The 24,031-nt window shown below is 70.1% G+C and carries 25 protein-coding genes; 18 read left to right on the top strand and 7 right to left on the bottom strand.

Going from position 1 to position 24,031, the window contains the following annotated elements; genetic code table 11:
• From AC3EO7_RS23885 to AC3EO7_RS23900, 4 genes are all read left to right on the top strand, one after another.
• Window positions 1-861 (top strand): ABC transporter permease (locus tag AC3EO7_RS23885; protein ID WP_435592431.1); only part of this gene is annotated, 861 nt, incomplete at its 5' end.
• Window positions 837-1,619, top strand: coding sequence for an ABC transporter ATP-binding protein (locus AC3EO7_RS23890; RefSeq protein WP_435592432.1), 783 nt, complete (start codon window positions 837-839; stop codon window positions 1,617-1,619). The genes AC3EO7_RS23885 and AC3EO7_RS23890, both read left to right, overlap by 25 nt.
• Complete coding sequence (locus AC3EO7_RS23895) at window positions 1,616-2,968, top strand: LLM class flavin-dependent oxidoreductase (protein WP_435592433.1); 1,353 nt, start codon at window positions 1,616-1,618, stop codon at window positions 2,966-2,968. Before AC3EO7_RS23890 ends, AC3EO7_RS23895 begins: the two co-directional genes overlap by 4 nt.
• Window positions 2,969-3,077: 109 nt before the next feature.
• Window positions 3,078-4,328 (top strand): MFS transporter, encoded by a 1,251-nt coding sequence (locus tag AC3EO7_RS23900; protein ID WP_435592434.1) that lies wholly within the window; start codon window positions 3,078-3,080, stop codon window positions 4,326-4,328.
• Between the two features lie 51 nt (window positions 4,329-4,379).
• On the opposite strand, the gene AC3EO7_RS23905 is transcribed toward AC3EO7_RS23900, so the two are convergent.
• Entirely contained in the window at window positions 4,380-4,961 is a 582-nt protein-coding gene (locus AC3EO7_RS23905) for a TetR/AcrR family transcriptional regulator C-terminal domain-containing protein (protein ID WP_431970645.1), read from the bottom strand.
• A gap of 132 nt (window positions 4,962-5,093) precedes the next feature.
• Between AC3EO7_RS23905 and bioB the strand changes: the two genes are divergently transcribed.
• From bioB to AC3EO7_RS23930, 5 genes are all read left to right on the top strand, one after another.
• A complete protein-coding gene (gene bioB / locus AC3EO7_RS23910) occupies window positions 5,094-6,107 on the top strand; it encodes a biotin synthase BioB (protein ID WP_431970646.1) in 1,014 nt (337 codons plus the stop codon).
• A gap of 9 nt (window positions 6,108-6,116) precedes the next feature.
• Entirely contained in the window at window positions 6,117-6,344 is a 228-nt protein-coding gene (gene bsaP / locus AC3EO7_RS23915; RefSeq protein ID WP_068068416.1) for a biotin synthase auxiliary protein BsaP, read from the top strand.
• On the top strand, window positions 6,344-7,012 hold the full coding sequence (locus AC3EO7_RS23920; protein WP_435592435.1) for a DUF2567 domain-containing protein: 669 nt from the start codon (window positions 6,344-6,346) through the stop codon (window positions 7,010-7,012). Before bsaP ends, AC3EO7_RS23920 begins: the two co-directional genes overlap by 1 nt.
• 93 nt (window positions 7,013-7,105) lie before the next feature.
• Complete coding sequence (locus AC3EO7_RS23925) at window positions 7,106-7,639, top strand: DUF1353 domain-containing protein (protein WP_435592436.1); 534 nt, start codon at window positions 7,106-7,108, stop codon at window positions 7,637-7,639.
• 114 nt (window positions 7,640-7,753) lie between these two features.
• A complete protein-coding gene (locus AC3EO7_RS23930; RefSeq protein WP_431970649.1) occupies window positions 7,754-7,936 on the top strand; it encodes a hypothetical protein in 183 nt (60 codons plus the stop codon).
• Window positions 7,937-8,148: 212 nt separating this feature from the next.
• Here AC3EO7_RS23930 and AC3EO7_RS23935 read toward each other — a convergent pair whose 3' ends face one another.
• Together AC3EO7_RS23935 and AC3EO7_RS23940 are read right to left on the bottom strand one after the other, a co-directional pair.
• Entirely contained in the window at window positions 8,149-9,231 is a 1,083-nt protein-coding gene (locus AC3EO7_RS23935; protein ID WP_435592437.1) for an ATP-binding protein, read from the bottom strand.
• Between the two features lie 426 nt (window positions 9,232-9,657).
• Window positions 9,658-10,410, bottom strand: coding sequence for an NUDIX hydrolase (locus AC3EO7_RS23940; RefSeq protein WP_431970651.1), 753 nt, complete (start codon window positions 10,408-10,410; stop codon window positions 9,658-9,660).
• A gap of 76 nt (window positions 10,411-10,486) precedes the next feature.
• On the opposite strand from AC3EO7_RS23940, the gene nadA reads away from it, so the two are divergent.
• The 4 genes from nadA (at window position 10,487) to AC3EO7_RS23960 (ending at window position 14,951) form a co-directional block, all read left to right on the top strand.
• On the top strand, window positions 10,487-11,563 hold the full coding sequence (gene nadA, locus AC3EO7_RS23945) for a quinolinate synthase NadA (protein WP_431970652.1): 1,077 nt from the start codon (window positions 10,487-10,489) through the stop codon (window positions 11,561-11,563).
• 100 nt (window positions 11,564-11,663) lie between these two features.
• On the top strand, window positions 11,664-13,349 hold the full coding sequence (locus AC3EO7_RS23950) for an L-aspartate oxidase (RefSeq protein ID WP_435592438.1): 1,686 nt from the start codon (window positions 11,664-11,666) through the stop codon (window positions 13,347-13,349).
• Between the two features lie 58 nt (window positions 13,350-13,407).
• Window positions 13,408-14,268 carry a carboxylating nicotinate-nucleotide diphosphorylase gene (nadC, locus tag AC3EO7_RS23955; protein WP_431970654.1) on the top strand — a complete coding sequence of 287 codons (861 nt, stop codon included), beginning with the start codon at window positions 13,408-13,410 and terminating at the stop codon, window positions 14,266-14,268.
• 185 nt (window positions 14,269-14,453) lie between these two features.
• Window positions 14,454-14,951 carry an aminoacyl-tRNA deacylase gene (locus AC3EO7_RS23960; protein WP_431970655.1) on the top strand — a complete coding sequence of 166 codons (498 nt, stop codon included), beginning with the start codon at window positions 14,454-14,456 and terminating at the stop codon, window positions 14,949-14,951.
• Window positions 14,952-15,031: 80 nt separating this feature from the next.
• Here AC3EO7_RS23960 and AC3EO7_RS23965 read toward each other — a convergent pair whose 3' ends face one another.
• Together AC3EO7_RS23965 and AC3EO7_RS23970 are read right to left on the bottom strand one after the other, a co-directional pair.
• Entirely contained in the window at window positions 15,032-15,226 is a 195-nt protein-coding gene (locus AC3EO7_RS23965; RefSeq protein WP_435592439.1) for a hypothetical protein, read from the bottom strand.
• 131 nt (window positions 15,227-15,357) lie between these two features.
• A complete protein-coding gene (locus tag AC3EO7_RS23970; RefSeq protein ID WP_431970656.1) occupies window positions 15,358-15,807 on the bottom strand; it encodes a MarR family winged helix-turn-helix transcriptional regulator in 450 nt (149 codons plus the stop codon).
• 104 nt (window positions 15,808-15,911) lie between these two features.
• Between AC3EO7_RS23970 and AC3EO7_RS23975 the strand changes: the two genes are divergently transcribed.
• On the top strand, window positions 15,912-16,595 hold the full coding sequence (locus AC3EO7_RS23975; RefSeq protein WP_435592440.1) for an MFS transporter: 684 nt from the start codon (window positions 15,912-15,914) through the stop codon (window positions 16,593-16,595).
• 289 nt (window positions 16,596-16,884) lie between these two features.
• Here AC3EO7_RS23975 and AC3EO7_RS23980 read toward each other — a convergent pair whose 3' ends face one another.
• Together AC3EO7_RS23980 and AC3EO7_RS23985 are read right to left on the bottom strand one after the other, a co-directional pair.
• The gene (locus AC3EO7_RS23980) at window positions 16,885-18,063 is read right to left on the bottom strand and encodes a winged helix DNA-binding domain-containing protein (RefSeq protein ID WP_435592441.1); all 1,179 of its coding nucleotides are present in this window, start codon (window positions 18,061-18,063) and stop codon (window positions 16,885-16,887) included.
• A 199-nt stretch (window positions 18,064-18,262) separates the two neighbouring features.
• Window positions 18,263-18,757 carry a tellurite resistance TerB family protein gene (locus AC3EO7_RS23985; protein ID WP_431970659.1) on the bottom strand — a complete coding sequence of 165 codons (495 nt, stop codon included), beginning with the start codon at window positions 18,755-18,757 and terminating at the stop codon, window positions 18,263-18,265.
• A 349-nt stretch (window positions 18,758-19,106) separates the two neighbouring features.
• Here AC3EO7_RS23985 and AC3EO7_RS23990 point away from each other — a divergent pair, with 349 nt between their 5' ends.
• From AC3EO7_RS23990 to AC3EO7_RS24005, 4 genes are all read left to right on the top strand, one after another.
• On the top strand, window positions 19,107-19,487 hold the full coding sequence (locus AC3EO7_RS23990; RefSeq protein WP_435592442.1) for a hypothetical protein: 381 nt from the start codon (window positions 19,107-19,109) through the stop codon (window positions 19,485-19,487).
• Window positions 19,488-19,559: 72 nt separating this feature from the next.
• On the top strand, window positions 19,560-20,423 hold the full coding sequence (locus AC3EO7_RS23995) for an arylamine N-acetyltransferase family protein (protein WP_435592443.1): 864 nt from the start codon (window positions 19,560-19,562) through the stop codon (window positions 20,421-20,423).
• Window positions 20,424-20,483: 60 nt separating this feature from the next.
• Window positions 20,484-22,229, top strand: coding sequence for a penicillin-binding transpeptidase domain-containing protein (locus AC3EO7_RS24000; protein ID WP_431970662.1), 1,746 nt, complete (start codon window positions 20,484-20,486; stop codon window positions 22,227-22,229).
• Between the two features lie 235 nt (window positions 22,230-22,464).
• On the top strand, window positions 22,465-23,991 hold the full coding sequence (locus AC3EO7_RS24005; protein ID WP_435592444.1) for a serine/threonine-protein kinase: 1,527 nt from the start codon (window positions 22,465-22,467) through the stop codon (window positions 23,989-23,991).
• Window positions 23,992-24,031: the final 40 nt, after the last annotated feature.

The following is a 24,031-nucleotide window of genomic DNA, read 5'->3' on the forward strand; positions in this document are numbered from 1 at the left end:
GACACCCTGGACGCCGGAGTACTCGGCCGATTCGGCAGGACGGGCGCCGCACCCGCCGAGCTGCAAGCCAGGGGCAAGGTGACGCGACGCAGGCTCGGACCGGGCAAGCCGATTCCGTTCGGCATCGCGCTCGGTCCGACGCTGCTGGTGGCGGCCTGGGTGATCGGATCCGCCGCGGGCGCCATCGATCCGGAGACACTGCCCGCCCCGTGGACTGTCGCGCAGACCGCGGGTGATCTGATCGCCGACGGACGTTTGCAGTCCAACCTGCTGACCTCGGTGCAGCGCGCGGGCATCGGTCTCGGTCTCGGCGTGGCCATCGGCGTGCTGCTCGCGCTGGCCGCCGGGTTGAGCCGGGTCGGAGAAGCGTTGCTGGACGGACCGGTTCAGATCAAGCGGGCTATTCCGACGCTGGCGCTGATCCCGCTGTTCATCGTCTGGTTCGGCATCGGCGAGGAGATGAAGCTCATCGTCATCACCACCAGCGTGCTCGTCCCCGTGTACATCAACACGCACGCCCACCTGCGCAGCGTGGACGCCCGCTATGTGGAACTCGCCGAGACGGTGCAGCTTTCGCGCTGGGGCTTCATCCGCCGCATCGCGTTGCCCGGTTCGCTCCCCGGCTTCTTCATCGGTCTGCGCCTGGCCGTGACGATCTCGTGGCTGGCGCTGGTCGTGGTGGAACAGGTCAACGCCACCAGCGGCATCGGCTACCTGATGACGCAGGCGCGCACCTACGGCCAGATCGACGTCATCGTGGTCGGTCTGGTGATCTACGGCCTGCTCGGACTGTTCGGCGACATCGCCGTGCGCGCGCTGGAAAGGAGGGCGCTGGCATGGCGCCAGACACTCGCGGACTGAACGTGGTCCGCGCTCGCAATCTGAGCCGCGGGTTCGGCGATCGGGTGGTGTTGCGCGGCATCGACCTCGACATCGCCCGCGGCGAATTCGTCGCGCTGCTCGGCCGGAGCGGCTCGGGCAAGAGCACCCTGCTGCGCGCGCTGGCCGAATTGGACGACGACGTACCGGGTTCCGGCGATCTCGCGGTGCCCTCGGAACGCGCCGTGGTGTTCCAGGATTCGCGCCTGCTGCCGTGGGTGCGGGTGCTCGACAACGTGACGCTCGGCCTGAGCGGTGCGGGCTCGGCCGAACGCGGCCGCGCGGCGCTCGCCGAAGTCGGTCTCGCCGGTCGTGAGAAGGCATGGCCCAAGGAACTTTCCGGCGGCGAGCAGCAGCGCGTGGCGCTGGCCCGCTCGCTGGTGCGTGAACCCGAGCTGCTGCTCGCGGACGAACCGTTCGGCGCGCTGGACGCGCTGACCAGGATCCGGATGCACGCGCTGTTGCAGGAACTGTGCGCCAAGCACAGGCCCGCGGTGCTGCTGGTCACCCACGATGTCGACGAGGCCGTACTGCTCGCCGACCGTGTGCTGGTCCTCGACGAGGGCCGCATCGCCATCGACCTGCGCCTCGACCTGGAACGTCCGCGCCGCCACAGCGATCCGGAGTTCATCGCGGCGCGCGAGCGGCTGCTGGCCGGGCTCGGCGTCGACCCCCTTGTCAGCGCGGCCGGTGACGCGGCCGCCCCCCATCATCGCGAAGAAGAGAAGCGAGCGTCATGACCGAGCGACCGAGGCAGCTGAGCCTCAACGCGTTCATCTATCCGTCCGGCCACCACGAGGCGGCCTGGCGGCACCCGCAGAGCCGTCCCGATCGTATCTACGACGTCACCTACTACCAGGAGATCGGCCGCACCGCCGAGGCCGCGAAACTCGACGCGGTGTTCTTCGCCGACGGGCCCGCGCTGCGCACCAACGTCGAGCACAACGCGGCGCCCGGCCTGGAACCGATCACGCTACTCACCGCGATCGCCGCGGCCACCACGCATCTCGGCCTGATCGCGACCGCGTCCACCACGTACTACGAGCCCTACAACCTGGCCAGGCTCTTCTCCAGCCTGGACCACATCTCGGGCGGGCGCGCGGGCTGGAACATCGTCACTACCGGAACCGACGTGGCGGCGGCCAACTTCGGCCTCGACCGGCACCCCGATCACGCCGAACGTTATGCCCGCGCACGCGAATTCGTGGACGCCGTGGTCGCGCTGTGGGACAGCTGGGAGGACGACGCGATCCTGCTCGACCAGGCCGCGGGCGTCTACGCCGATCCGGACAAGATCCACCGCATCGATTTCGAGGGCGAATACCTCAAGGTGCGTGGGCCGTTCAACTCGGCGCGTACGCCGCAGGGTTATCCGGTGCTGGTGCAGGCGGGCGCCTCCAATGAGGGTCGTTCCTTCGCCGGGCGCTACGCCGAGGCGATCTTCACCGCGCATCAGCGGCTGTCCGACGCCCAGGCCTTCTATGCCGACATCAAGGCGAAGGCGAAGGAATTCGGCCGCGACGCCGACCAGGTGAAGATCTTGCCCGGCATCAGCCCGTTCCTCGGCGACACCGAGGCCGACGCCAAGCGGCTGGAGCGCGAGTTCAACGAGCTCACCGTGCCGGAGTACGGTCTGGCCCAGCTGGAGAGCATCGCGGGCAAGAGCCTGCGGCACCTGTCGCTGGACGAGTTCGTCCCCGCCGAGGAGTTCGACGGCGCGGGCGATGTCACCGACAACCAGCGTTCCCGGCTGCAGGTGGTGGCGGGCATCGTGCAGCGCGACCGTCCGACGCTGCGCGGGCTGCTGCACCGATTGGCGGGCGCGCGCGGGCATCGGGTCTTCGCGGGCACCCCCGAGCAGGTCGCCGACACCATCGAGGAATGGTTCCGCAACGGCGCCGCGGACGGTTTCAACGTGATGCCGCCGTACTACCCGGGCGGGCTCGAGGTCTTCACCTCGACCGTCGTGCCGATTCTGCAGGAGCGCGGCCTGTTCCGCACCGAATACACCGGGACCACGCTGCGCGACCACTTCGGTCTCGCGCGGCCGGAGAGCCAGTTCGCCCGACGCCCGGCGCTGGCCCGGTGAGCGGGGCGGACGGCAACTGTTCGCGACTCGTCGCGCGGCGGACGGCTCAGGTCCGTCGGGTGACCCAGAATCGCTGCGCCGCGAGGTCGTTCGGTCGGCGGTCGGGGCGGTGAGCGGGAATACCGTCGAGAAGCCCGCGCTAGCCGACGCTCCGGTGCGCCTGCGCAGCCTCACCTGGTCGGTGTTCGTGCCGATGGGGTTGTACGGCACCGGGGCCGGTGCGGCCGCGCCCATGTACGCGCTGCGCGCGCTCGACCTCGGGGCGTCGGTCGGCCTGGCCGGTGTGATCGTCGCGCTCGGCGGGCTCGGCATGGTGCTCACCGATCTGCCCGCGGGCCGCATCGTGGCTCGGATCGGGGAGCGCGGTGCGATAGGACTGGGTTCGCTGCTCGGACTCGTCGGCATCCTGGCCGCGATCCTCGCGCCGAATCTCGGTGTGCTCGCGGCGGGAATGCTGCTCAACGGCGCGGCGGGCGCGGTGTGGGGTCTGGCGCGGCAGACCTACATCGTCGCGGTGGTGCTGCCCGCCGATCGGGGCCGGGCGCTGTCGACGCTGGCGGGTGCGCACCGGCTCGGGTTCTTCTGCGGACCGTTCCTCGGTGCGGGTCTGGTGCACGGCATGGGGCCGAACGGTGCGCTGTGGTTGCAGTGCGTGACGACGGTGCTCGCCGGGTTCGCGATGGTCGCCATTCGTGATTTCGACGACGCCGCGTCCGGCGGGCACACGCTGCGCTCGGTGGTTGTCGAAAACCGCAGGCTGCTGGGCACTTTGGGATCGGCGGCGTTGCTCACGGGCGCGGCACGGGCGTCGCGGCAGGCGCTGCTGCCGCTGTGGGCCGCGCACATCGGCCTGAGTCCCACGGCGACCAGTCTCATCTTCGGCGTCTCCGGCGCGGTGGACGTGCTCATGTCGTATCCGGCAGGTGTCTGGCTGGACCGGCGCGGCCGCCGCGCGACGGGCGTGCCCTCGATGATCTGCTTCGCGGCCGGATACGCGGTGCTGCCGTGGACGGGCACGGCGGTCACCATGGGTCTCGCGGCGGTGCTGCTCGGACTGGCCAACGGGATCAGCAACGGGCTGATCATGACGGTCGGCGCGGACGTCGCGCCGGAGGACCGGCGCGCGGAATTCCTCGGCGCGTGGCGGCTCACCCACGATGTCGGCATGTTCGCCGGGCCCATCGCGGTGGGCGTGATCAGCTCGGTCGCGGTGCTCGGCGCGGCCGCCTTCGCGCTCGCGGTGTCCGCCGCAGCGGGTGCGGTGGCGATGTATCGCTGGTTCCCGGGCGTCGTCGGAGTGGGCAGTCATCTCGATCGCGCGAGCGCGGTTCCACCAGAGACAGGTTCGGCTGCCGCCTGAACCAAGCCGCCGCCACTACCCGCGGAACTCCTCGCTCAGGCCGTGGCGCGTTCAGCGGATGCGGCTGCCGAGGAGGTGGCGCACGCCCGCGACGAACAGTTGCAGGCCGAAGTCGAAACGGGCTGTCGCGTCCGGTGTTTCGTCGATCGGAGTGTCCTCGGGCAGCGCGCCCGCCGAATCCATCTGCATCCGGGACTGTTCGTCGACGGTCTGGCCGAGCACGTAGTACAGCAGGGTGAACGCGGCCAGCTCCGCCTCGTGCCGCGGCATTCCCGCGCGGATGGCCGCGCTCGCCAGGCGTTCGCGGCCCTTGCTCGTGGTCAGGCGGGAGGCGTAGGTCGACGAGACCAGCTCGGCGCCGTCGCGGTAGGCGAGCAGACAGTCGCGCAGCCGGTGCGCGAGTTCGGTGATCTGGCCGGACCACTCTTCGGCGGTCACCGGGTCCTCCATCGGCGCGAGGATGCGGTCGGCGACGGCGCCGAGCAGCGCCTGCTTGTTGGGGAAGTGCCAGTACAGCGCGCCGGGCTGCACCTGAAGCGAGCTCGCCAGCCTGCGCATGGTCAGGTCGGCGAGGCCGTACTGGTCGAGAATGGCGATGGCGCCGTCGACCACGTCCGCCCTGTGCAGCTGCACCCGAATTCCTTCCCCGTCGTGTTTTGACTCACTCCTACCGCTACCCTAGCCTGAACACCGTTCAAGTTGCACGGCCACCTCGAACGCGAGGTGCCGTCGCCGACAGGCAGACCAGCCGAAGGGATTCGTGCAGTGACCCAGGCACCCGTTGACACCGATGTTTTGGCGATCGCCCGCGAGCAGGTGCTCGAGCGCGGCGAGGGTCTGACTCAGGAGCAGACCCTCGAGGTGCTGCGGCTCGGCGACGACCGGCTGGAGGAACTCCTGGCCCTGGCCCACGAGGTGCGCATGAAGTGGTGCGGCCCCGAGGTCGAGGTCGAGGGCATCATCAGCCTCAAGACCGGCGGCTGCCCCGAGGACTGCCATTTCTGCTCGCAGTCCGGCCTGTTCCAGTCGCCCGTGCGCGCCGCGTGGCTCGACATCCCGAGCCTGGTCGAGGCCGCCAAGCAGACCGCCAAGACCGGCGCCACCGAGTTCTGCATCGTCGCCGCGGTGCGCGGACCGGACGAGCGGCTGATGGCTCAGGTCGCCGCGGGCGTCGAGGCCATCCGCAACGAGGTCGACATCCAGGTCGCGTGCTCGCTGGGCATGCTGACCCAGGAGCAGGTCGATCAGCTGGCCGCGATGGGCGTGCACCGCTACAACCACAACCTGGAGACCGCCAAGTCGCACTTCCCGCAGGTCGTCACGACGCACACCTGGGAGGAGCGCTGGGACACGCTGCGCATGGTGCGCGAGGCGGGTATGGAGGTGTGCTGCGGCGGCATCCTCGGCATGGGCGAGACCCTGGAGCAGCGCGCCGAATTCGCCGCGCAGCTGTCCGAATTGGAGCCCGACGAGGTGCCGCTGAACTTCCTCAACCCGCGCCCCGGCACCCCGTTCGGCGACCTCGAGGTGCTGCCCGCCGCCGACGCGCTGCGCGCCGTCGCCGCGTTCCGCCTGGCGTTGCCGCGCACCATCCTCCGCTTCGCGGGCGGCCGTGAGATCACCCTCGGCGATCTCGGCGCCAAGCAGGGCATCCTGGGCGGCATCAACGCCGTCATCGTCGGCAACTATCTGACCACCCTCGGTCGCCCCGCCGAGGCGGACCTCGATCTGCTCGGCGAGCTCAAGATGCCGATCAAGGCGCTCAACGAAACGCTGTAGGGCGCGGCCATGAGTACTGTCATGGATATGGACGAGCGCTACAACCCGTTCACCGGCAAACGGATCGTGCCAGGTCTCGACGACGCGGTGCCGACCGCGGCCGCGTTGGGCCTGGAGCCGCCGCGCTTCTGCGAGCAGTGCGGGCGGCGCATGATCGTGCAGGTGAGTCCCGATGGCTGGTGGGCCAAGTGCTCGCGGCACGGCGTGATCGACTCGAAGAGTCTGGAACACCGCTAGTGGCGACGGTGCGGGCGGACGGCGTCCGGAGCGAGGCGGGAGCGGCGCTGCTCGTCCTGGCGGCGGTGGCGGTGGGCAGTGCGCTCGTCGGCGTGCTGTGGGGTTGGCTGGCGCCGACCGAGCAGTTGCTGGTCACCGAGCCCGGACGCGGTGCGCCGCTGACCGGCGAGAGTACGCATCAGTTCGACGCGGTCGCGCTGTTCGTCTGCGCGGGCGCGGTGACCGGATTGCTCACCGCCGTGGCGGCTTGGCGGCTGCGCACGATACGTGGTCCGCTGTTGCAGGTCGGGTTGCTGTCCGGATCGCTGATCGGCGCGTATCTGATGGCGTGGGTGGGGGAGTCGGTCGCCGAGTCGCTGCATCCGCGTCCCGACGACCCGCCGGTCGGCCAGATCGTCGAGCTGCCAACGCAAGTCGGCACCGCGCTCGCTTTCATCGTGCAGCCGCTGGTTGCATCGCTGGTGCTGCTGTTCCTCGCGGCGCTCAGTCCGTCCGAGGATCTCGGCACCGGCTACGGCAGCGCATTCGGTCGTTCGCACCGGACCGCGGAGTTCGAGCCGATCGGATTCGACGCCGCGGTGCCGCGCGCACCGTACGGAAGCGTCTATGGCGGTTACGATCCGGCGACCGAGGACGGATCGGGATCGGTGTCGCGTCCGGCTCGCTGACCCGTCGCCCAACCGTTGCCTTCGCGGCGCTGTTTTCGTGCCTCTACCACGTAAAATGGTGGAAAATCGTTGCGTTCGGAGAGGAACGGGGGCGTGGCGTTCATCGGTGGCGGTCCGGTCGTCGAGGAGATCGACGCAAAATTCTGGCGGTTGTCGGAGCCGCTCGTCTATCAGGGTGATGTGCAGGAGTTCATCGTGCCCGCGGGCTTCAGTACCGACTTCGCGTCGGTGCCGCGCGCGCTGGTCTGGCTTATTCCCCGCTACGGCGCGTACACCCGCGCCGCCATCCTGCACGACTACCTGCTGCACTCACACCTGGTGAGCACCGCGGACGCCGATGGCCTGTTCCGGCGCTGTCTGCGGGAATTCGGTGTCTCGGTGCCGCGCCGCTGGATGATGTGGGCGGCGGTGCGCTTGGCGAACCGGTTGGCCGGCGCGAACGCGCGAGAGCTGGCCTTGTTTCTGCTCGTCGCGGTGCCCTCGGTGCTCTTCCTCGCGATACCGGTCGTCGTGGTGACGCTGTGCCTGTGGTTGTTCTGGTTGGTGGAGCTGGTGTTCTGGGTCGCGGGCCGCCTTGTCGCCCACACGGCCGCACCGCCTCCGAAGCCCCAGATGAAAACGGCCTGAACGAATTTCTGGTCGCCGACCGTCGCGCCGGAAAATCGGTGGAGCGGTCCGCTCCCGGTCGGTACCGTGACTCGGCAAGCAATCGGGCGAGCCCAGGGGAGGAGGTGAACGACCATGCACGCCCCTCCGCACACCACGGCACAACCCGACCTGTCCCGACCCCCTTCGGAACGCCCCGATCTCACCGCCTGGCGCCGCCGCCACGAACTCCGCCGCTCCAACGCGGCCCAGCCCATCCCCGGCAAGCAGCGCTACCGTCGCGCCGCGAAACACCGAAACCGTTCCCACGACGCGTGATTCGCCTGCGGGCGGGGTCTTCGTGACGACTTCGATGCGCGCCCCACAGCGACCTGCAGGTCTCGGTGATCGCCACCGCCAGCATGGGCGCCCACACGGCGTTGGCGCGAGCATGGGCAGTGGCCAACGCGGTGGCGCAGTGGAATCGACCGGTCTCGACCCGCAGGCGGCTCCAGTGCGGCTCAGCGCCGGATTGCACCACTACCCCCGAATCAGCGCCAGGCATCGACGAGTTCCGCAGGGCCCCAATGCATTGCCAGCGGGAGATCGGTCCCGACGCCTGCGCGGGATACGGCGACGAGTGGCGTGTGAGTGTCGGTACCCGGCGCCGAGAGCATCGCTCGGGCGAGGGCGTCATAGTCGTGGCGATCGAAGGGGCGGTCCTCCAGCCACTTGATCGAGCCGAGGAAGTGGACCGCGCCGGCGATTGGCGCGCGATCGGCGCCGACGAGATCGATCTCCGGATTGTTCTGCCGGTTCCACCACCCGCCGATCGCCTCGGTATCGGGCCACCGCTCATCGGGCAGCAGGCGGAGTAGTGATTCGCGGATGAGCGGTTCGACAGCCCGCCCACGCCAGGCTGTCCAGGATCGTTCGATACGTGTGCGGGCGAGATCGCCGCGCCCTCGTTCGATCAGTGGAATTCCGCGCTGTAGGAAGGCGAGCCAGAATCGAAGGTAGGAATCGGCGATGCGATAACGCTTGTTCTTGCTGTCGGGTTTGGTGGACAGCGGAAGGTCCGCGGCGACAATTCGTTTCGACTGCAATGTGTTCAGCAGGGGCGTCAAGGTTCCTGCGGGTAAAGCGCCCACGCCACCAGCCTGGGCTGCGATGGTGCTGAATGTCCGCTCGCCGCTGCCCACTGCTTCGAGCACCGCGCGCGATCGCGACACTTCCGGGAACTCGCCGAGCAGCGTCAGTTCCCCCGCTACCAACAGCGGCGACAACGGATTCTCGGTCGAAGCACGGAGAAAGTCGGTTCGGCTCATACCGGGCCGCCACGACTGCACGATCTCCGGGAAACCACCGGTGATCAGTAGTGCATCGACAGCGGCGGCCGCGTCGAGACCCGTCATCGCCTGAACATCGGCCAGATGGAGGGGTTCGACCGTCATTTTGGCGGCGCGTCCGAAAAACGGACGTTCGCGGGACTGCAGCGCCTCCATCACCGAAATGTCGCTGCCTACCAGAATCAGGAGGACGGGTTTGGCCGACAAATGGCGATCCCACACGGTCTGTAGTGCGCCCTCGAATTCGCCGTCTTGCTCGACCAGCCACGGCACCTCGTCGATCACCGCGATGGTGGGCGAGTCGTCCGGGATCGCGATGGCCAGAGCCCGCAGCGCCTGGTTCCAATCGGCGGCATGTAGGCCCGCCACCAGATCCGCCCCGCCCAGGGGGGAATGGGCGACGGTGGTGAGGAAGTCCGCTCGTTCCGCGACCGGGTTGCGCCCACGGGTGGCCTGGAAGACGAGGTAGGCAAGACCCGACCGATCACAGAACTCCTGGACGAGTCGTGACTTTCCGACCCGTCGGCGACCGGTCAGGATGACCGCTCGACCTCGTGTCGGTCCCGCTTTCTCAGCGACCAGGGTGCGCTGTCGGCCGAGAATGTCCAGGTCAGCGGCCCTGCCTGTGAAATCCATCCACCCTCCGCGCTAAACATAGATCGAATATTACTTAGATGGATTCTAACTTAGTAGTGAGGCAGCTGGGCCGATTCACTCGGCGCGGGGGCGGAGGGCGGCGAATTCGTCGGTGACGCGGAGGCCGGAGTCGCTGAAGCGGTAGACGGCGGCGGGGCGGCCGCCCGCGCGGCCGGGGGCGGCGGTGGCGCCTGTGGGGGTGATCACCTTGCGGCGCGCGAGGACGCGCTGGAGGTTGGTGGTGTCGACTTCGTAACCCAGTGCCGCGCAGTAGATTTCGCGCAGAGTCGACATGGTGAAGGTGGACGGGGCGAGCGCGAAGGCGATGTTGGTGTAGGAGAGTTTGGCGGCCAGCCGGGTGCGGGCGTGATCGACGACCGTGCCGTGGTCGAAGGACATGGCGGGCAGCGCGGAGACCGGGTGCCACGCGGTGTCGCCGGGCAGTTCCGGTTCGGCGGTCAGCGGGACCAGCCCGAGGTAGGCCGAAGCGATCCGGCGCGGACCCGGCACGCGGTCGGGGTCGCTGAAGACCGAGAGCTGCTCGAGGTGGGTCAGCTCGCGCACGTCGACCTTCTCGGCGAGCTGCCTGCGTGCCGACGCGTCCAGGTTCTCGCCGTCGCCCAGCCGTCCGCCGGGGAGCGACCAGGTGCCCTTCTGTGGGTCGAGCGCGCGCTCCCACAGCAACACGGCCAGTTCGGTGCGCTGGCCGGGCGGGCACGGCCCCGATACGCCGTTCGCGACGCCCTGGCCAGCGGTTTTGCCGGTAGGGAAGCGGCGAACCTGGAACACCGCGGTGAGCGATTCGTGGATGGTGCTACTATGGGGCACGTTTTCGATTGTAAGACGAAAACCTGGTTTGGTGTGAATCGGCGGGGTTGCCGGGCGCACGAGGAAGGGAGCCATCATGGCGACGACGGGTGCGAAACTGGCGCCTCCGCTGATGGGGCAGGTATTCGACGGACCCTCCGGCTACGCGGGTGTCGCGGCGACGCCCGAGTGGGCGCAGGAGGTCAAGCGGCTGGCGAGGGAGCGCAACGCGACCATTCTCGCGCACAACTACCAGTTGCCCGAGATCCAGGACGTGGCCGACCACGTCGGCGACTCGCTGGCGCTCTCGCGGATCGCGGCCGAGGCTCCCGAGGACACCATCGTGTTCTGCGGCGTGCACTTCATGGCCGAGACCGCGAAGATCCTCAGCCCGGAGAAGACCGTGCTGATCCCGGACCAGCGCGCGGGCTGCTCGCTGGCGGACTCGATCAGCGCCGCCGAGCTGCGGGCATGGAAGGCCGAGCACCCGAACGCGGTCGTGGTGTCCTACGTGAACACCACCGCCGAGGTGAAGGCGCTCACCGACATCTGCTGCACCTCGTCCAACGCCGTCGACGTGGTCGCCTCCATCGACCCCGACCGCGAGGTGCTGTTCCTGCCGGACCAGTTCCTCGGCGCGCACGTCAAGCGGGTCACCGGCCGCGAGAACATGCACATCTGGGCGGGCGAATGCCACGTGCACGCGGGCATCAACGGCGACGAGCTCACCGAGCAGGCGCGCAGCCACCCGGACGCCGAGCTGTTCGTGCACCCCGAGTGCGGTTGCGCCACTTCGGCGCTGTACCTCGCCGGCGAGGGCGCGTTCCCGGCCGACCGGGTGCACATCCTGTCCACCGGCGGCATGATCGACGCCGCCAAGGCGGCCGCGGAGCGGAGCTCGCGGAGCGGAGGAAAGGGCACAGCGACTCAGGTTCTGGTCGCGACCGAGGTCGGCATGCTGCACCAGCTGCGCAAGGCCGCCCCCGGCATCGACTTCCAGGCCGTCAACGACCGCGCCTCCTGCAAGTACATGAAGATGATCACCCCCGCCGCGCTGCTGCGCTGCCTGGTGGAGGGCGCCGACGAGGTGCACGTCGACCCGGAAACCGCGGCCCTGGGCCGCAATTCGGTGCAGCGGATGATCGCGATCGGCAATCCGGGCGGCGGCGAGTGAGCCGACGCCGTCGACGTGCGGCGGTCGCGTAGCGCCGTCGCACGACTTCGGCGGGCGCGGTGGCATCCGCGCCCGAGCTCGGAACGAGAGGCTGGCGGAGATGAATGCTCCGGTAATCGAGTGGGAGGCCTCGGCCGACCTGGTGGTGGTCGGCGGCGGCGTCGCCGGATTGACGGCGGCGCGCACCGCGTCACTGCGCGGGCTGCGGGTGCTCACGCTCAGCAAGGGCGGGCCGATCGACACCTCCACCCAGTACGCGCAAGGCGGCATCGCCGTCGTCGCGCCGCACGGTGATTCGATCGAGTCGCACGTGCGGGACACCGTGGAGGCGGGGGCCGGACTGTGCGAGACGACCGCGGTGCGCGCGATCGTCGAGGGCGGGCAGGCGGCCGTGGCGGCCCTCACCGACCTCGGCGCGGTGTTCGATCTCGGCCGTGACGGTCAGATCTCGCGCACCAGGGAGGGCGGGCACAGCACGCGCCGCATCATCCACGCGGGCGGCGACGCGACCGGCGCCGAGGTGCAGCGCGCGCTGAACACGGCAGGACTTCCTGTGCTGTTCGGCGCGGCGGCCTGCGAGGTGGTCACCGGGCCCAGCGGGGTGCAGGGCGTGATCGCGGTGTCGGACAAGGGTTTCGGCGTGGTGCACACCCCTGCCGTGCTGCTCGCCACCGGCGGGCTCGGCCAGCTCTACGCGCTGAGCACCAACCCGCCGGGCGCGACCGCCGACGGCATCGCGCTGGCGCTGTGGGCGGGTGCGGCCGTGGCGGACCTGGAATTCGTGCAGTTCCATCCGACGGTGCTGTACACGCCGGGCGGTTTGGGCCGACGGCCGCTGATCAGCGAGGCGGTGCGTGGCGAGGGCGCGACTCTGGTCGACGCCGAGGGCAAATCGGTGACAGCGGAGGTGCATCCGCGCGGCGATCTCGCGCCGCGCGACGTCGTCTCCCGCGCCATCGCCGCGCGGATGCGCGAGCTCGGCACCGATCACGTCTTCCTCGACGGCCGCGCGATCGACGGTTTCGCCCAGCGTTTTCCGACGATCACCGCGTCCTGCCTCGCGGCGGGCATCGATCCGCAGGAGAGCCTGATTCCCGTCGCGCCCGCGGCGCACTATCAGTGCGGCGGCGTGGTCACCGATCCGCACGGCCGCACCGGCGTGCCCGGGCTGTACGCCGCGGGCGAGGTGGCGCGGACCGGGTTGCACGGCGCGAATCGGTTGGCGTCCAACAGCTTGCTGGAAGGCCTGGTCGTCGGCGAGCGGGCGGGTGCCGCGGCCGTGGAGCGCCTCGGGGCGCCCGCGGAGGTCACCGACGTGCGCCCGCGGACCATGCCACGGGCTCCGCGCGCCGCGCTGCAACAGGTCATGACCGCGCACGCCGCGGTGGTACGCGACAGGGACGGGCTCGCGGGTGCGGCGGCGACGCTGGAACGCGCGGTGCTGCGCGGCATGTCGAGCCGGTTCGCCGATTCCGGAACCGTGGTGCCGCCCGCGCCGGACGATCTGGCCGCCCGCCGGATCGCGGAACTGGAGGACGGCGCACTGACGCTGACCGCCCGCGTGCTGCTGCTCGCCGCGGCCGCCCGCACCGAAAGCCGTGGCTGCCATACGCGATCCGATCGTCCCGAGCCGGACGAGGCGCTGCGGCACAGCATTCCGATCCGCTTGGACGCCGACGGCCGCCCCGATGTGCTGCTGGTCGGCGGCTCGCCCGAGGGGGAGCCGCTGGCCTCCCGCCTGGCCGACGACCCCGAGGCCCCGGCGCTCACCGTGGCGGTGCCGTGAGGCCCGATATCGACTTCCGCTCGCGCTCGCCGCGGGCCGACAGAGGAGGAGTGCACTGATGGCGCTGGACGCCGCACTCGAGCGCGACGAGGTGCTCGCGCTCATTCGCACCGCGCTGGACGAAGACCTGCGCTACGGACCGGACGTCACCACGATGGCGACCGTGCCCGCCGACGCGGCGGTGAAGGCCTCGGTGGTGTCCCGGCAGCCGGGCACCGTGGCAGGCATCGACGTGGGGCTGCTCGTGCTCGACGAGGTGATCGGGCCGGACGCCTACGAGATCACCGAGCGGGTGGCCGACGGGACGCGGGTGCACGCGGGCGACGTCGTGCTCGGCGTGGTCGCGCCGACCCGCGGTCTGCTCACCGCTGAGCGCACCATGCTGAACCTGCTGTGCCACCTGTCCGGCATCGCGACCGCCACCGCGGCCTGGGTGGACGAGGTCGAGGGCACCGGCTGCCGGATCCGCGACAGCCGCAAGACGCTGCCCGGCCTGCGCGGTCTGCAGAAGTACGCGGTCCGGGTCGGCGGGGGCGTGAACCACCGGATGGGGCTCGGCGACGCGGCGCTGATCAAGGACAACCACGTCGTGGCGGCGGGCTCGGTAGTCGACGCGCTGCGCGCGGTGCGCGAGCTCGCTCCCGAGGTGCCGTGCGAGGTGGAGGTCGACAGTCTGGAACAGCTCGACGCCGTGCTCGCCGAGAACGTGGAACTGGTACTGCTGGACAACTTTCCGCTCTGGCAGACCCAGGCGGCCGTGCAGCGGCGCAATGCCGTGGCGCCGGAGACCGAGCTGGAGTCCTCGGGCGGCCTGAGCCTGGAGATGGCGGCGGATTACGCGCGCACGGGCGTGGACTATCTCGCGGTCGGCGCGCTGACCCACTCGGTGCGGGTGCTGGATCTGGGCCTGGACATGTAAGCACCGCGGCCGAGCCCACCACGGCGCGTCCGGCCTCGTTCTCGTCGGTGATCCGATCGGGAAGGGGGTCGGCATTCGTCGGCAAAAGGCGCAGACTGTTTCGTAGGACGGCTTGACGCTGTGCATCCGACTGCCCATTGTCACCGGGACACGGTGGCGCGCCGGCTAACGAGTGGAGGTCCGCAATGTCCATGTCATCGACGGTGGAAGCATGCTTGCGCGAAGCAGGCGTCGAATACGAAGTCGTGCGTCATCCGCACAGTTACACCAGCGCACACACCGCGTCGGTGGCCAACATCCCCGGTGATCGTCTCGCCAAGACGATCGTGCTCGAAGACGAGCAGGGCTACGTCGGCGCGGTGCTGCCATCCACCCATCACCTGCGGCTGTCGAAGCTCTGGTCGCAAACCGGACGCCATCTGGTGCTGGCCAAGGAGTCCGAGCTCCGCGAGGTCTTCAAGGACTGCGAGGTCGGTGCGATCCCGGCCGTCTGCACCGCGTACGGGGTGCGGACGCTGATGGACGAAAGCCTCACCACGGTGCCCGACGTCTATTTCGAGGCGGGCGATCACGAGGCGCTGGTCCACCTGCGCACGGATCAGTTCATGCGGTTGATGGAGCGAGCGGAGAAGGCGCACTTCTCGAAGAGCGGGAAGAGCAGCACCGAGGAACCCGCGGTGTGACACCGGGTCGAGCGGCCGCACCACGGATCGATGTCGTGAGCGCGGCGCCTTCGCCCCGGAGCGGAAGACACGCGCCCTGATCAGAGGGTGCGCACCATGGTTCGCTGATGCACGCGCGCGCCCCGATAGCGCAGACCGGGCACCAGCGGTTCCTTGCCGTGTGTGGCGAAGCCCCTCCGCTCGAAAAACCGTACGGCGCGGGTGTTCTCGACCGGGGGCTGCCGGTGGCAGCCGGGGGAGCCAGCGGCCGCGGCGTGCTCGAGGAATCGAGCCATCAGCGCGTCCGCCGCGGTGCTCCTGCCCTCCTCGGCCACGTCGATGTGCAGGTGCGAGGGCCGGCGCGGGTCGGTGAACTCGCCCGCGGTCGGCAGGCGGCGCAGCTTCGCGCCGACCCGGCCGGTGCGCGTCAGCCTTCCAAGCTCGCCGTCAATCGGCGCAGCAGCGTCTCGAACTGCTCCAGGATCTCGGGCGGGTACTCGGCCAGGATCGCGTCCTGGCGTTCGTTGCACGGGCGGAAGAACTCGTCGGCCCGTTCCTTGACCTGTGCGCTGGTGCGCAGCGTCACCACGCGCCGGTCGGTGTGCTCGCGTGTGCGGGTGAGGTAGCCCGCGTCTTCCAGCCGGTTGAGCAGCGAACTCATCGCGCCCGAGGTCAACGCGATGCGCTTGCTCAGCTGGGCGGGCGAGATCGGCGTGCCGAGCACCTCGGCGGAGGTGATCTCCAGCAGGGCGAACGCATCGGTGGAGTGCACGCCGAGGTCCGCGGCGAAGCGGCGGCCGAGCTCGGCGAAGCTCGCGCCGTAGGACAGCAGGCCGTCGGCGAGCCGTTCGCGTTGCGCCGCAGGGTCGTTCGGCACCGGCACTCCTTTCTCGATGGGCACTTGCCCGTGCCCGCACGGATTGACAACTTACCTCGCGGCGGAATAGCTTCATCATAAAGTAACTTGATGATGGAGGTAAATTGCCGACCGAAACCGAGACACCTTCCGCCCGGCGCTGGCTGGGGCTGATCGCCGTCGCCTTGGGTGTCGCCCTGATCGTCGTCGACCTGACCATCGTCAACGTGATCATCGCGCCGATCATCGACGACCTCGGCATCACCTCGATCGAGGCGCAGTGGATCCAGGAGTCCTACGCCATCGTGTTCGCGGCGCTGCTGCTGCTCACCGGGCGTCTCGCCGATCTGTACGGTGCGCGAAGGCTTTTCGTCATCGGGCTGGCGATCTTCGGGGTGACCAGCCTGCTGGCCGCCGCCTCGCCGACCGGGGTCGCGCTCATCGCGGCCCGCTTCCTGCAGGGCGTCGGCGGCGCCATGATCCTGCCGACCTCGCTGGCGTTGGTGAACTGCTTGTTCGCCGTTCCCTCGTTCCGCAACGGCAATGTCGTCACGATCGTCGTCGGCGTCGGCGAGTTCGGGATCATCGCGGTGCTGCCGCTGTGGCTGCAATTCACCCTCGGCTACACCGCTTTCCAGACCGGGCTGGCCCTGGCCGCGCTGGCGGTCGGCAGTTTCTGCGCCAGCGGGGCGAGTTTCTCGATGACCGCGTCGGCGATGGCGCAGGTGCGGATCGGCCTGCTGCTGGAGGCGGCGGGGCTGGCGCTGCTCGCGCTCGTCGCGGCGGCGGACACGCCCTGGTGGGCTTGATAGTGGCCCTGGCCACCACCGCGTCCATCCAGCGACGCTCCGCGGGTCTCGCCCCGCGCGTCGCGGTAGACGAACGAGTCCGGGGCAGCAGTGGACAGGCCGAAGTACCCGCTGACCGACGCTAGCGAGTTCGGCTGCCCACCGCCCTGGCTGAGCTGCCACCCACTTTGCCTGCGCTGCGCAGGCGCGACGCCTTTGTGAGGCGTAGGCGGGGTGTGTGGCAGCGGCCTGTTCGAGGCGTGTGGAAGGTGTGTGTTGCCCCGGGTGGGGTTGTTTCGGGATGTGGTGGTCAGGCGGTGAGTTCGCGTTCCAGGGGGGTGCGGAAGCGGGGGATGGTGCGGATGTCGCCGAACCAGGTGGTCGTGCGGGCGGCTTCGGCTTCGATGCGGGCTTCGGCTTCGGCGCCGATGTCTTCCAGGAGTCGCCAGACGATCTCGCCGTCTTTGCGCTGAGCCCAGCCGCCGACGATGCGGCCGTTCCACCAGATGGTGGGGCCGATATTGCCGTTGCGGTCGAACAGGGCAGGGGCGTGCGGGCCGAGGTACCAGTCGCGGGACTGCCAGCCCATCGACGTCGGGTCAAGGGCGGGCAGGAAGGCGGCCCAATCCTCGGGCGCCGCAACGGGTTCGAGGTCGTCGGCGAGGACGAGGCCGGGGGAGCCGTCCAAGTCGACCTCGGCGATGTCCAGACGAGCCAGCGCCTTGCGGACCTCGGCGAGGGTCCAGCCGGTCCACCATTTGAGGTCGGTGAGCGGGGCCGGACCGAAGGCGGCCAGCCACTGGCGCACCAGTTCGGCGCGCGCCTCGTCGGCGGGCAGCTCCGCCACGCCGTCGGGCAGCCAGGACTCCACCGGCGACCACAGGTACTGGCTACTGGCCCAGCTGCCGTTGGGTCGGCCGCGCACGATGCGGCCTTCGCAGCCCAGGGTGACCAGCACCCAGGTGGTGATGTTGGTCGGCTTCGAATACGCCTTGTCCGGTGCGGGATTCACCTGGGTGCGCAGCCGCGGCACGTCCTTGCCGAGCTGCGCGCCGGTGGCGGCGCCACGGGCCAGCAGCGCGCGATGGGTCTCCTCTTCGACCTCGGCCCACCAGTCCGCGACCTTCCCGTCCCCGAATCCGGCCTGTTCGAGGAAGCGTCCGTAGGTGCGGCGCTGCTTGTCCGCCAACGCGTTCGCGCAGGAGGCCTGGAGCACCGGAACCAGTTCGACGGGCGCGACGAACATCGTCCGGCGCATCGCCAGCATGCGCAGCAGCGTCCGGTGCTCGTACAGTTCCCGCTCCACGTCCGCGGGCGTCGCCCGGTGGCTGCGCGCGCCGAGGGAGAGGAACACCGTCGCCGGGTCGGTGGCGTGCAAGACCACCAGCGACCTGGCGATACTCGTGACGTCGTCGGTGCGGTGCGTGTCCGCCAGCCGGTGCCGCACCCCCAGTCGCGCGCGCCGCTCGGCGGCATCTATCGAACGCATAGGCGAATACTAGCCACCGGCTCCGACATCCGACCGTCGCGACGACATGGTGGCCGATGCCGTCACGGCCTCACCCGGCGCCGCGGCGCCAACCGATAGAGCGGGCTCGGCCGGTGTCGGCGTCGCGCGGTGCAGCGCCGATTCCGACAGCGCACAGGCCGCTGCGACCGTCGCGCGGCCGAATCGCGAGGACAGAGCCTCAGAGCCCGAACCGGCTCGGATCCACTCGCAGCGCCTGGCAGGCCTCCCGCACCGCCGCGATCTCGGCCTGGTCGAAGGACCCGTCGGCATTGCCGATCATGATGCCGATCTGCACCACGGCCTCGGCCTCGGTCTGCTTGCCCGCCGCCTTGCCGATCTGTTGCATGACGTGGGCGCGGCCGAAGGCCGGATCGGCGGTGAGTCGATGGCAGTTGTCGTCGAAGAGCGCGCGCAGCTCGTCGGCGGGGAAGTTGTTCAACACCGGATCGGCGCAGATGAGCCCCGCGACCCGCATCCGCTCGTCCGGATCGATGGTCCCGTCGGCGGCGGCGACCAGGGCACACATGCCCATCGCCGCGTCGCGGAAGGAGCCGCCGCGCAGTTCGTTCTTCTTGGCCAGCAGCTGCTTTCGCCACTGCGGGGCCTTGTCCACCACGTCCATCAGCCGACTGACGGTGTGCGCGTTGGAGATCAGCTTGTTGATGAAGGACATGGACGAACTCCCGGAAAGAGGGCCCGGCCGCCGCGGACCCGCGCGGCGCCGAACTCCGACTGGAACGATCGGCACCGTAGCAGACCCCGCGGCGGGAGGACGCCCTTCCGAAAGTTGTTCGGTCGCCGGTCGTTCGCGGGTCCTGCGCCGGGTGTGGGCATCGCGCAGGCCGCCGGTCACGACCTGACGCACAGCGGTGTCGCGCCCATAGCGGCGTGGCATCATTCCGAAGACGAGGCGCGGATACGGAGTGCTTGCGGTGTGCTGCCTGCTGTGGGGCGCGACGGTCCTTGCGCCGCCGTCGGTTTCGGCCGAACCCGGCTGCCGGGGCGGAATCGATGTGCGCGCAGTGGCGCTGCCAGTGGACGGTGAGGAGGCCACCGGCCGGGTCCAAGAGCCGTATCGCTGCGTGCCCGGCGATCTGCCGCCACGCGACCTGGTCGTCGCGATGCACGGCCACGACGGCTCCTCGGCCGACCACGCCGACTACCTCACCGCCATCGCCCGCCGCACCGGCGCGCCCTTCCTGTCCATGAACTTGCGCAGCGCCACCAGTGTGTGGCGCACCGGGGAATGGAACCTGTGGGCGGGCTGGCGCGACCTAGTGGCCGCGACCCAGTGGTATCGCGCGGAACCGGTGGAGGGGCCGGACCGCGACTATGTCGTCGACGTGGCGCGCGGCATCGTGACCGCGCCGCCCGCGCCCGCGAACGCCACCTGCGCCGCCTGAGATCGCGGCCTGCCGGAACAGTTCCCGCCTCGATCCAGTTGTTCGGAACGACATCGACAAGAGAGGCGTGAGATGAGCAAGCCAGCGGAGCCGGCGTACCACTGGAACGGAGCGGACCTGGATCTGGACGCCTACCTGGCGCGGATCGGCTTCGACGGTGAACGCGCCCCCACCCTCGCGACACTGCGCGAGCTCGTCCGCCTGCACACCACCTCCATTCCGTTCGAGAACCTGGAGCCGGTGCTCGGCCGCCCGATCCCGCTGGACCTGGCCACCCTGCAGGACAAGCTGGTGCGCGGGCGCCGCGGCGGCTACTGCTATGAGAACGTCGGGCTCTTCGCCGCCGCGCTGGAACGACTCGGTTTCGGCGTGACCGGACTCAGCGGCCGGGTGACCATGGGGTCCGGCGGGTTGCGTCCCTCGACGCACGCCCTGCTGCGGGTGACGACCGCGGACGACGAGCGCGTCTGGATCTGCGACGTCGGATTCGGCTCCGGTCCGCTCGAGCCCTACGAACTGGTCGAGCGGGAGGCGGAGTTCTCCTTGGGGCAGTGGCGATTCCGGCTGGAACGCACGACGGGCGAGCTGGACGCCGACGTGTGGGTGCTGCACCAGTTCGGGCGCGACGGCTGGATCGACCGCTACACCTTCACGACCGAACCGCAGTACCACATCGATTTCGAGGTGGGCAACCACTTCGTCTCCACCTCGCCGCGCTCGCCGTTCACCACGCGCCCGTTCGTCCAGCGCTTCCTGCCCGACGTGCACCACGTGCTCGACGGCCTGACCCTGATCACCGAACGTCCCGACGGATCGAGCGAGACCCGTGAACTGGAGCCGAGCGAACTGCCCAAGATCCTGTCGAAGGTCTTCGACATCGAGCTCGACCCGGCCGACGTCATCGCGGTGAGCGCCGCGCCCTGGCTCGACCGCTGACCGCGACACCGGCTCCGCGGATACGCCGCGCCGACGGACGATTTCGGTACCGTCGGCGGGGTGCGCATCCACCGGAGGCTCCTGTTCCTGTCCGCGGCACCCGTGCTCGTCCTGGCCGGGTGCAGTTCCGGGCCTGAGCAGCCGGACACCGTGGCCGGGCAGTTCGCCGACGCGCTGAACAGCGACGACGTCGCCGCGGCCGCCGCGCTGACCGACGATCCCGGCAAGGCGGCCGACACGCTGAACCAGCTCTACGACGGCCTCGGCAAGGACGTCGTTTTCGAGGTGCGCTCGACCGACGAGAACCGTTTCACCCTGGCCGCCACCTGGCGGCTGGGCAAAGGCGGCAAGGACGAGTGGAGTTACACCACCGTCGGCGAGGCGACCGAGAACGGCGACTGGAAGATCCGCTGGGATCCGGCCACCGTGGCACCCGGCCTCGCCGCGGGCCCGCTGACCTACGGACCCGCCTACGCCGAACCCGCCCGGGTCCTCGACGGGGCGGGCGGCAACCTGATGACCGAGCAGATCGTCACCCTGGTGAACCTCGCGCCCGGCGCGGACACGGCGGCCGTCGCAGCCCTGGTCGGCCCGCTCGCGCCGGGCATCACCGCGCAGTCCCTGCGGGCGGAACTGGCCGCCGCGCAGGGCAAACCGATCACCGCGATCACGCTGCGCGCCGCCGACATCGCCCCGATCAACGACGCGCTGGCCGCGGTGCCCGGCGTCACCCTCGCCCCGCAGACCCGGCTGCTGACCACCGACAAGGCCCTGTCCTCGCCCACCCTGTCCGGCCTCACCGAACTGTGGCAGCAGAACGCGGACGCGGCGGCGGGCTGGGCCGTGCGGGCAAAGACGCCCAACGGCACCGAACGCATCGCGGGACAGGACCCGCGCCAGACCACCGACATCGCCACCACGCTCGACGTCGGATTACAGCGCGCCGCAGAGGACGCCCTGGCTCCGATCGGGCAGCCCGCCGCGATCGTCGCGCTGCAACCGTCCACCGGCAATGTGCTGGCCATGGCACAGAACGCCGCCGCCGACGCGCAGGGACCGATCGCGCTGACCGGCCTCTACCCGCCGGGTTCGACCTTCAAGACGGTGACCGTCTCGGCCGCGCTGCAGGCGGGCGACGCGACGCCGGACAGCGTGCTCCCGTGCCCAGGCACCGCGGACATCGAGGGCCGCCGGATTCCCAACGACGACAAGTTCGACCTCGGCCGGGTCCCGCTGCACACCGCCTTCGCCCGCTCTTGCAACACCACCATGGGCATGCTGGGCGTGAAGCTACCGCCGGACGGGCTGACGAACGCGGCCGCGCAACTCGGCCTCGGCATCGACTACGTCACACCCGGCCTGACCACGGTCACCGGCCAGGTGCCCGCTGCCGACACCGCGGCCGAGCGCGTCGAGTCCAGCATCGGTCAAGGGCAGGTGACGGCCTCGCCGTTCGGGATGGCGCTGGTGGCCGCCTCCATCGCGCACGGGTCGGCGCCCGCGCCGACCCTGGTGCAGGGCAGGCCGGGGACGGCCGACCGGCAGCCGGAGCCGCTGCCCGGCACCGTCGACGACCAGCTGAAAGCCATGATGCGCGAGACCGTCACCGGCGGCACCGCCACCCAGCTGCGTGACATCCCCGGGCTGCTCGGCAAGACCGGCACCGCGGAGTACATCGACGACACCCACGCGCACGGCTGGTTCGTCAGCATCGACGGTGACCTGGCGTTCGCGGTGTTCGTCAGCGACGCGGGCAGCTCGGCCCCCGCGGTGAACGCCGCGGGACGGATGTTGCGCGCGCGGTGATCTTTCGGCGTTCTCGCACCATACGCGCCGCTCCGCCGTCGCTCCGGCGTGCGCGAAACTGCCTGCGCCCGTACTATCGACCGGTTCCGGCGATTTGGGCGGCGGATATATCCCGGCTGGCGCGGACCGCGCTCCGCACGCCCGCTACACTCGTCGGCGGGCCGCGTCAGCGGTCAATATGCGGGATGTCACGATTTCGAGAAGGTTCGGAGTAGGCGCCATCGATACCGGTCAGTTGATCGCGGAGCATTACCGCCTGGTCGAGCGGATTGGTAGCGGCGGCACAGGTGTCGTCTGGCGTGCCACCGACGAGCGACTCCGGCGTTCCGTGGCGATCAAGCAGATCCACATTAAAGCGAGCCTGCCGGAGGCCGAACGCGAAGTCACGCGCCAGCGCGCGATCCGCGAGGCCCGCAACGCCGCGCGGTTCCAGCACCCGAACGCGATCGTGGTGTTCGACATCACCGAACACGAGGGCGACCCGTGCCTGGTGATGGAGTACTTGAAGTCGCGCAGTCTGGCCGCGGTGCTCTCCGCGCAGGGCACGCTGCCGCTGACTCAGGTCGCACGCATCGGCGAGCAGGTCGCCTCGGCGCTGATCGCCGCGCATCAGGCGAGCATCGTGCACCGCGACGTGAAGCCGGGCAACATATTGCTCGACGACCACGGCACGGTCAAAATCACCGATTTCGGCATCTCCCGCGCCGCAGGCGACGTCACGCTCACCGAGACCGGCCTGATCTGCGGTACCGCCGCCTACCTCGCTCCCGAGGTGGCCCGCGGCGCCGACCCGACCCCGGCCGCCGACGTGTTCTCCCTCGGCGCCACGCTGTTTCACGCGCTGGAGGGCGAACCGCCCTACGGCGCGAGCGCGAATCCGCTCGCGGTGCTCTACGCCGCGGCCAACGGTCAGGTCAGCGAGCCGCGAAACGCGGGGCAGGCCACCGACTTCCTGCTCGCGCTGCTGAATCCGGACCCCCAGGAACGGCCGAGCATGCGCGTCGCGCGCGACACGCTGGCCGCCTTCGCCGACTCCGCCGCGGTGCCCGCCGGATTCGTCCCGGCCAGTGAGGCTTTCGCGCGCCAGTCCGCTTCGGATGCGGCGACGCGGGCGCTGCGCACCCCGGTGCCCCAGCCCACGTACCAGCCGACCGAACGGCACGTCCGCCCGCTGCCGCCGCCGCAGCACGCCGCCGCGCACCCGAACACGGCCGCGCACCCCAGGACCGCGGCCCAGCCGCGTCCGGCGTCCTCCTCGGGCGGCAAGCGGCGCGCGGTGCTCATCGGCGGTGTCGTCGGCGCGGTGGTCGCCGTGGCCGCGCTGCTGATCGGCAGCCTGAACCAGTCGGAGTCGAACTCGCCCTCGGCGCAGGCGACTCCGCCGTCGGCGAGCGCCACGGCCACCGGCGGCGCCACCACGACGGCCCCGGCGCTGGGCCGCACGCCGAGCGCGGGCACCGTCGAATGGGGACCGGCCGGTCAGCTGATCGTGAACTTCTACAACAACCCGGGCGGGTCCTGGTCGCTGCTCACCCCGGCGGCGCAGAAGGCCTACGGCGGGGAACAGGCGTTCCGCGAGTACTGGGGTTCGCGCATCGTCGACACGTTCTCCGGCATCAACGCCGCCTCCGGCTCCAACAACCCCGACGGCTCGGTGGACATGCGGCTGGCCAATCTCACGGTGGAGGGCGAGTCCAAGGGGCTGGTGCTGCGGGTCGTCGACGGCGGCGGTCGCCTGCTGATCGACAGCGAAACCCGCTGAGCCGCGGGCGGCGTCGGAGTCGCCGCGAGGAGTCGCAATG

The sequence above is a fragment of the Nocardia sp. bgisy118 genome, assembly GCF_057708605.1.

What these genes read in the sequence shown, in the direction of transcription:
- AC3EO7_RS23890 (WP_435592432.1), top strand. Translation starts at nt 837, where the DNA reads ATGGCGCCAGACACTCGCGGACTGAACGTGGTCCGCGCTCGCAATCTG.
- AC3EO7_RS23895 (WP_435592433.1), top strand. Translation starts at nt 1,616, where the DNA reads ATGACCGAGCGACCGAGGCAGCTGAGCCTCAACGCGTTCATCTATCCG.
- bsaP (WP_068068416.1), top strand. Translation starts at nt 6,117, where the DNA reads ATGAGTACTGTCATGGATATGGACGAGCGCTACAACCCGTTCACCGGC.
- AC3EO7_RS23930 (WP_431970649.1), top strand. Translation starts at nt 7,754, where the DNA reads ATGCACGCCCCTCCGCACACCACGGCACAACCCGACCTGTCCCGACCC.
- nadA (WP_431970652.1), top strand. Translation starts at nt 10,487, where the DNA reads ATGGCGACGACGGGTGCGAAACTGGCGCCTCCGCTGATGGGGCAGGTA.
- AC3EO7_RS23950 (WP_435592438.1), top strand. Translation starts at nt 11,664, where the DNA reads ATGAATGCTCCGGTAATCGAGTGGGAGGCCTCGGCCGACCTGGTGGTG.
- nadC (WP_431970654.1), top strand. Translation starts at nt 13,408, where the DNA reads ATGGCGCTGGACGCCGCACTCGAGCGCGACGAGGTGCTCGCGCTCATT.
- AC3EO7_RS23960 (WP_431970655.1), top strand. Translation starts at nt 14,454, where the DNA reads ATGTCCATGTCATCGACGGTGGAAGCATGCTTGCGCGAAGCAGGCGTC.
- AC3EO7_RS23965 (WP_435592439.1), bottom strand. Translation starts at nt 15,226, where the DNA reads ATGGCTCGATTCCTCGAGCACGCCGCGGCCGCTGGCTCCCCCGGCTGC.
- AC3EO7_RS23980 (WP_435592441.1), bottom strand. Translation starts at nt 18,063, where the DNA reads ATGCGTTCGATAGATGCCGCCGAGCGGCGCGCGCGACTGGGGGTGCGG.
- AC3EO7_RS23985 (WP_431970659.1), bottom strand. Translation starts at nt 18,757, where the DNA reads ATGTCCTTCATCAACAAGCTGATCTCCAACGCGCACACCGTCAGTCGG.
- AC3EO7_RS23995 (WP_435592443.1), top strand. Translation starts at nt 19,560, where the DNA reads ATGAGCAAGCCAGCGGAGCCGGCGTACCACTGGAACGGAGCGGACCTG.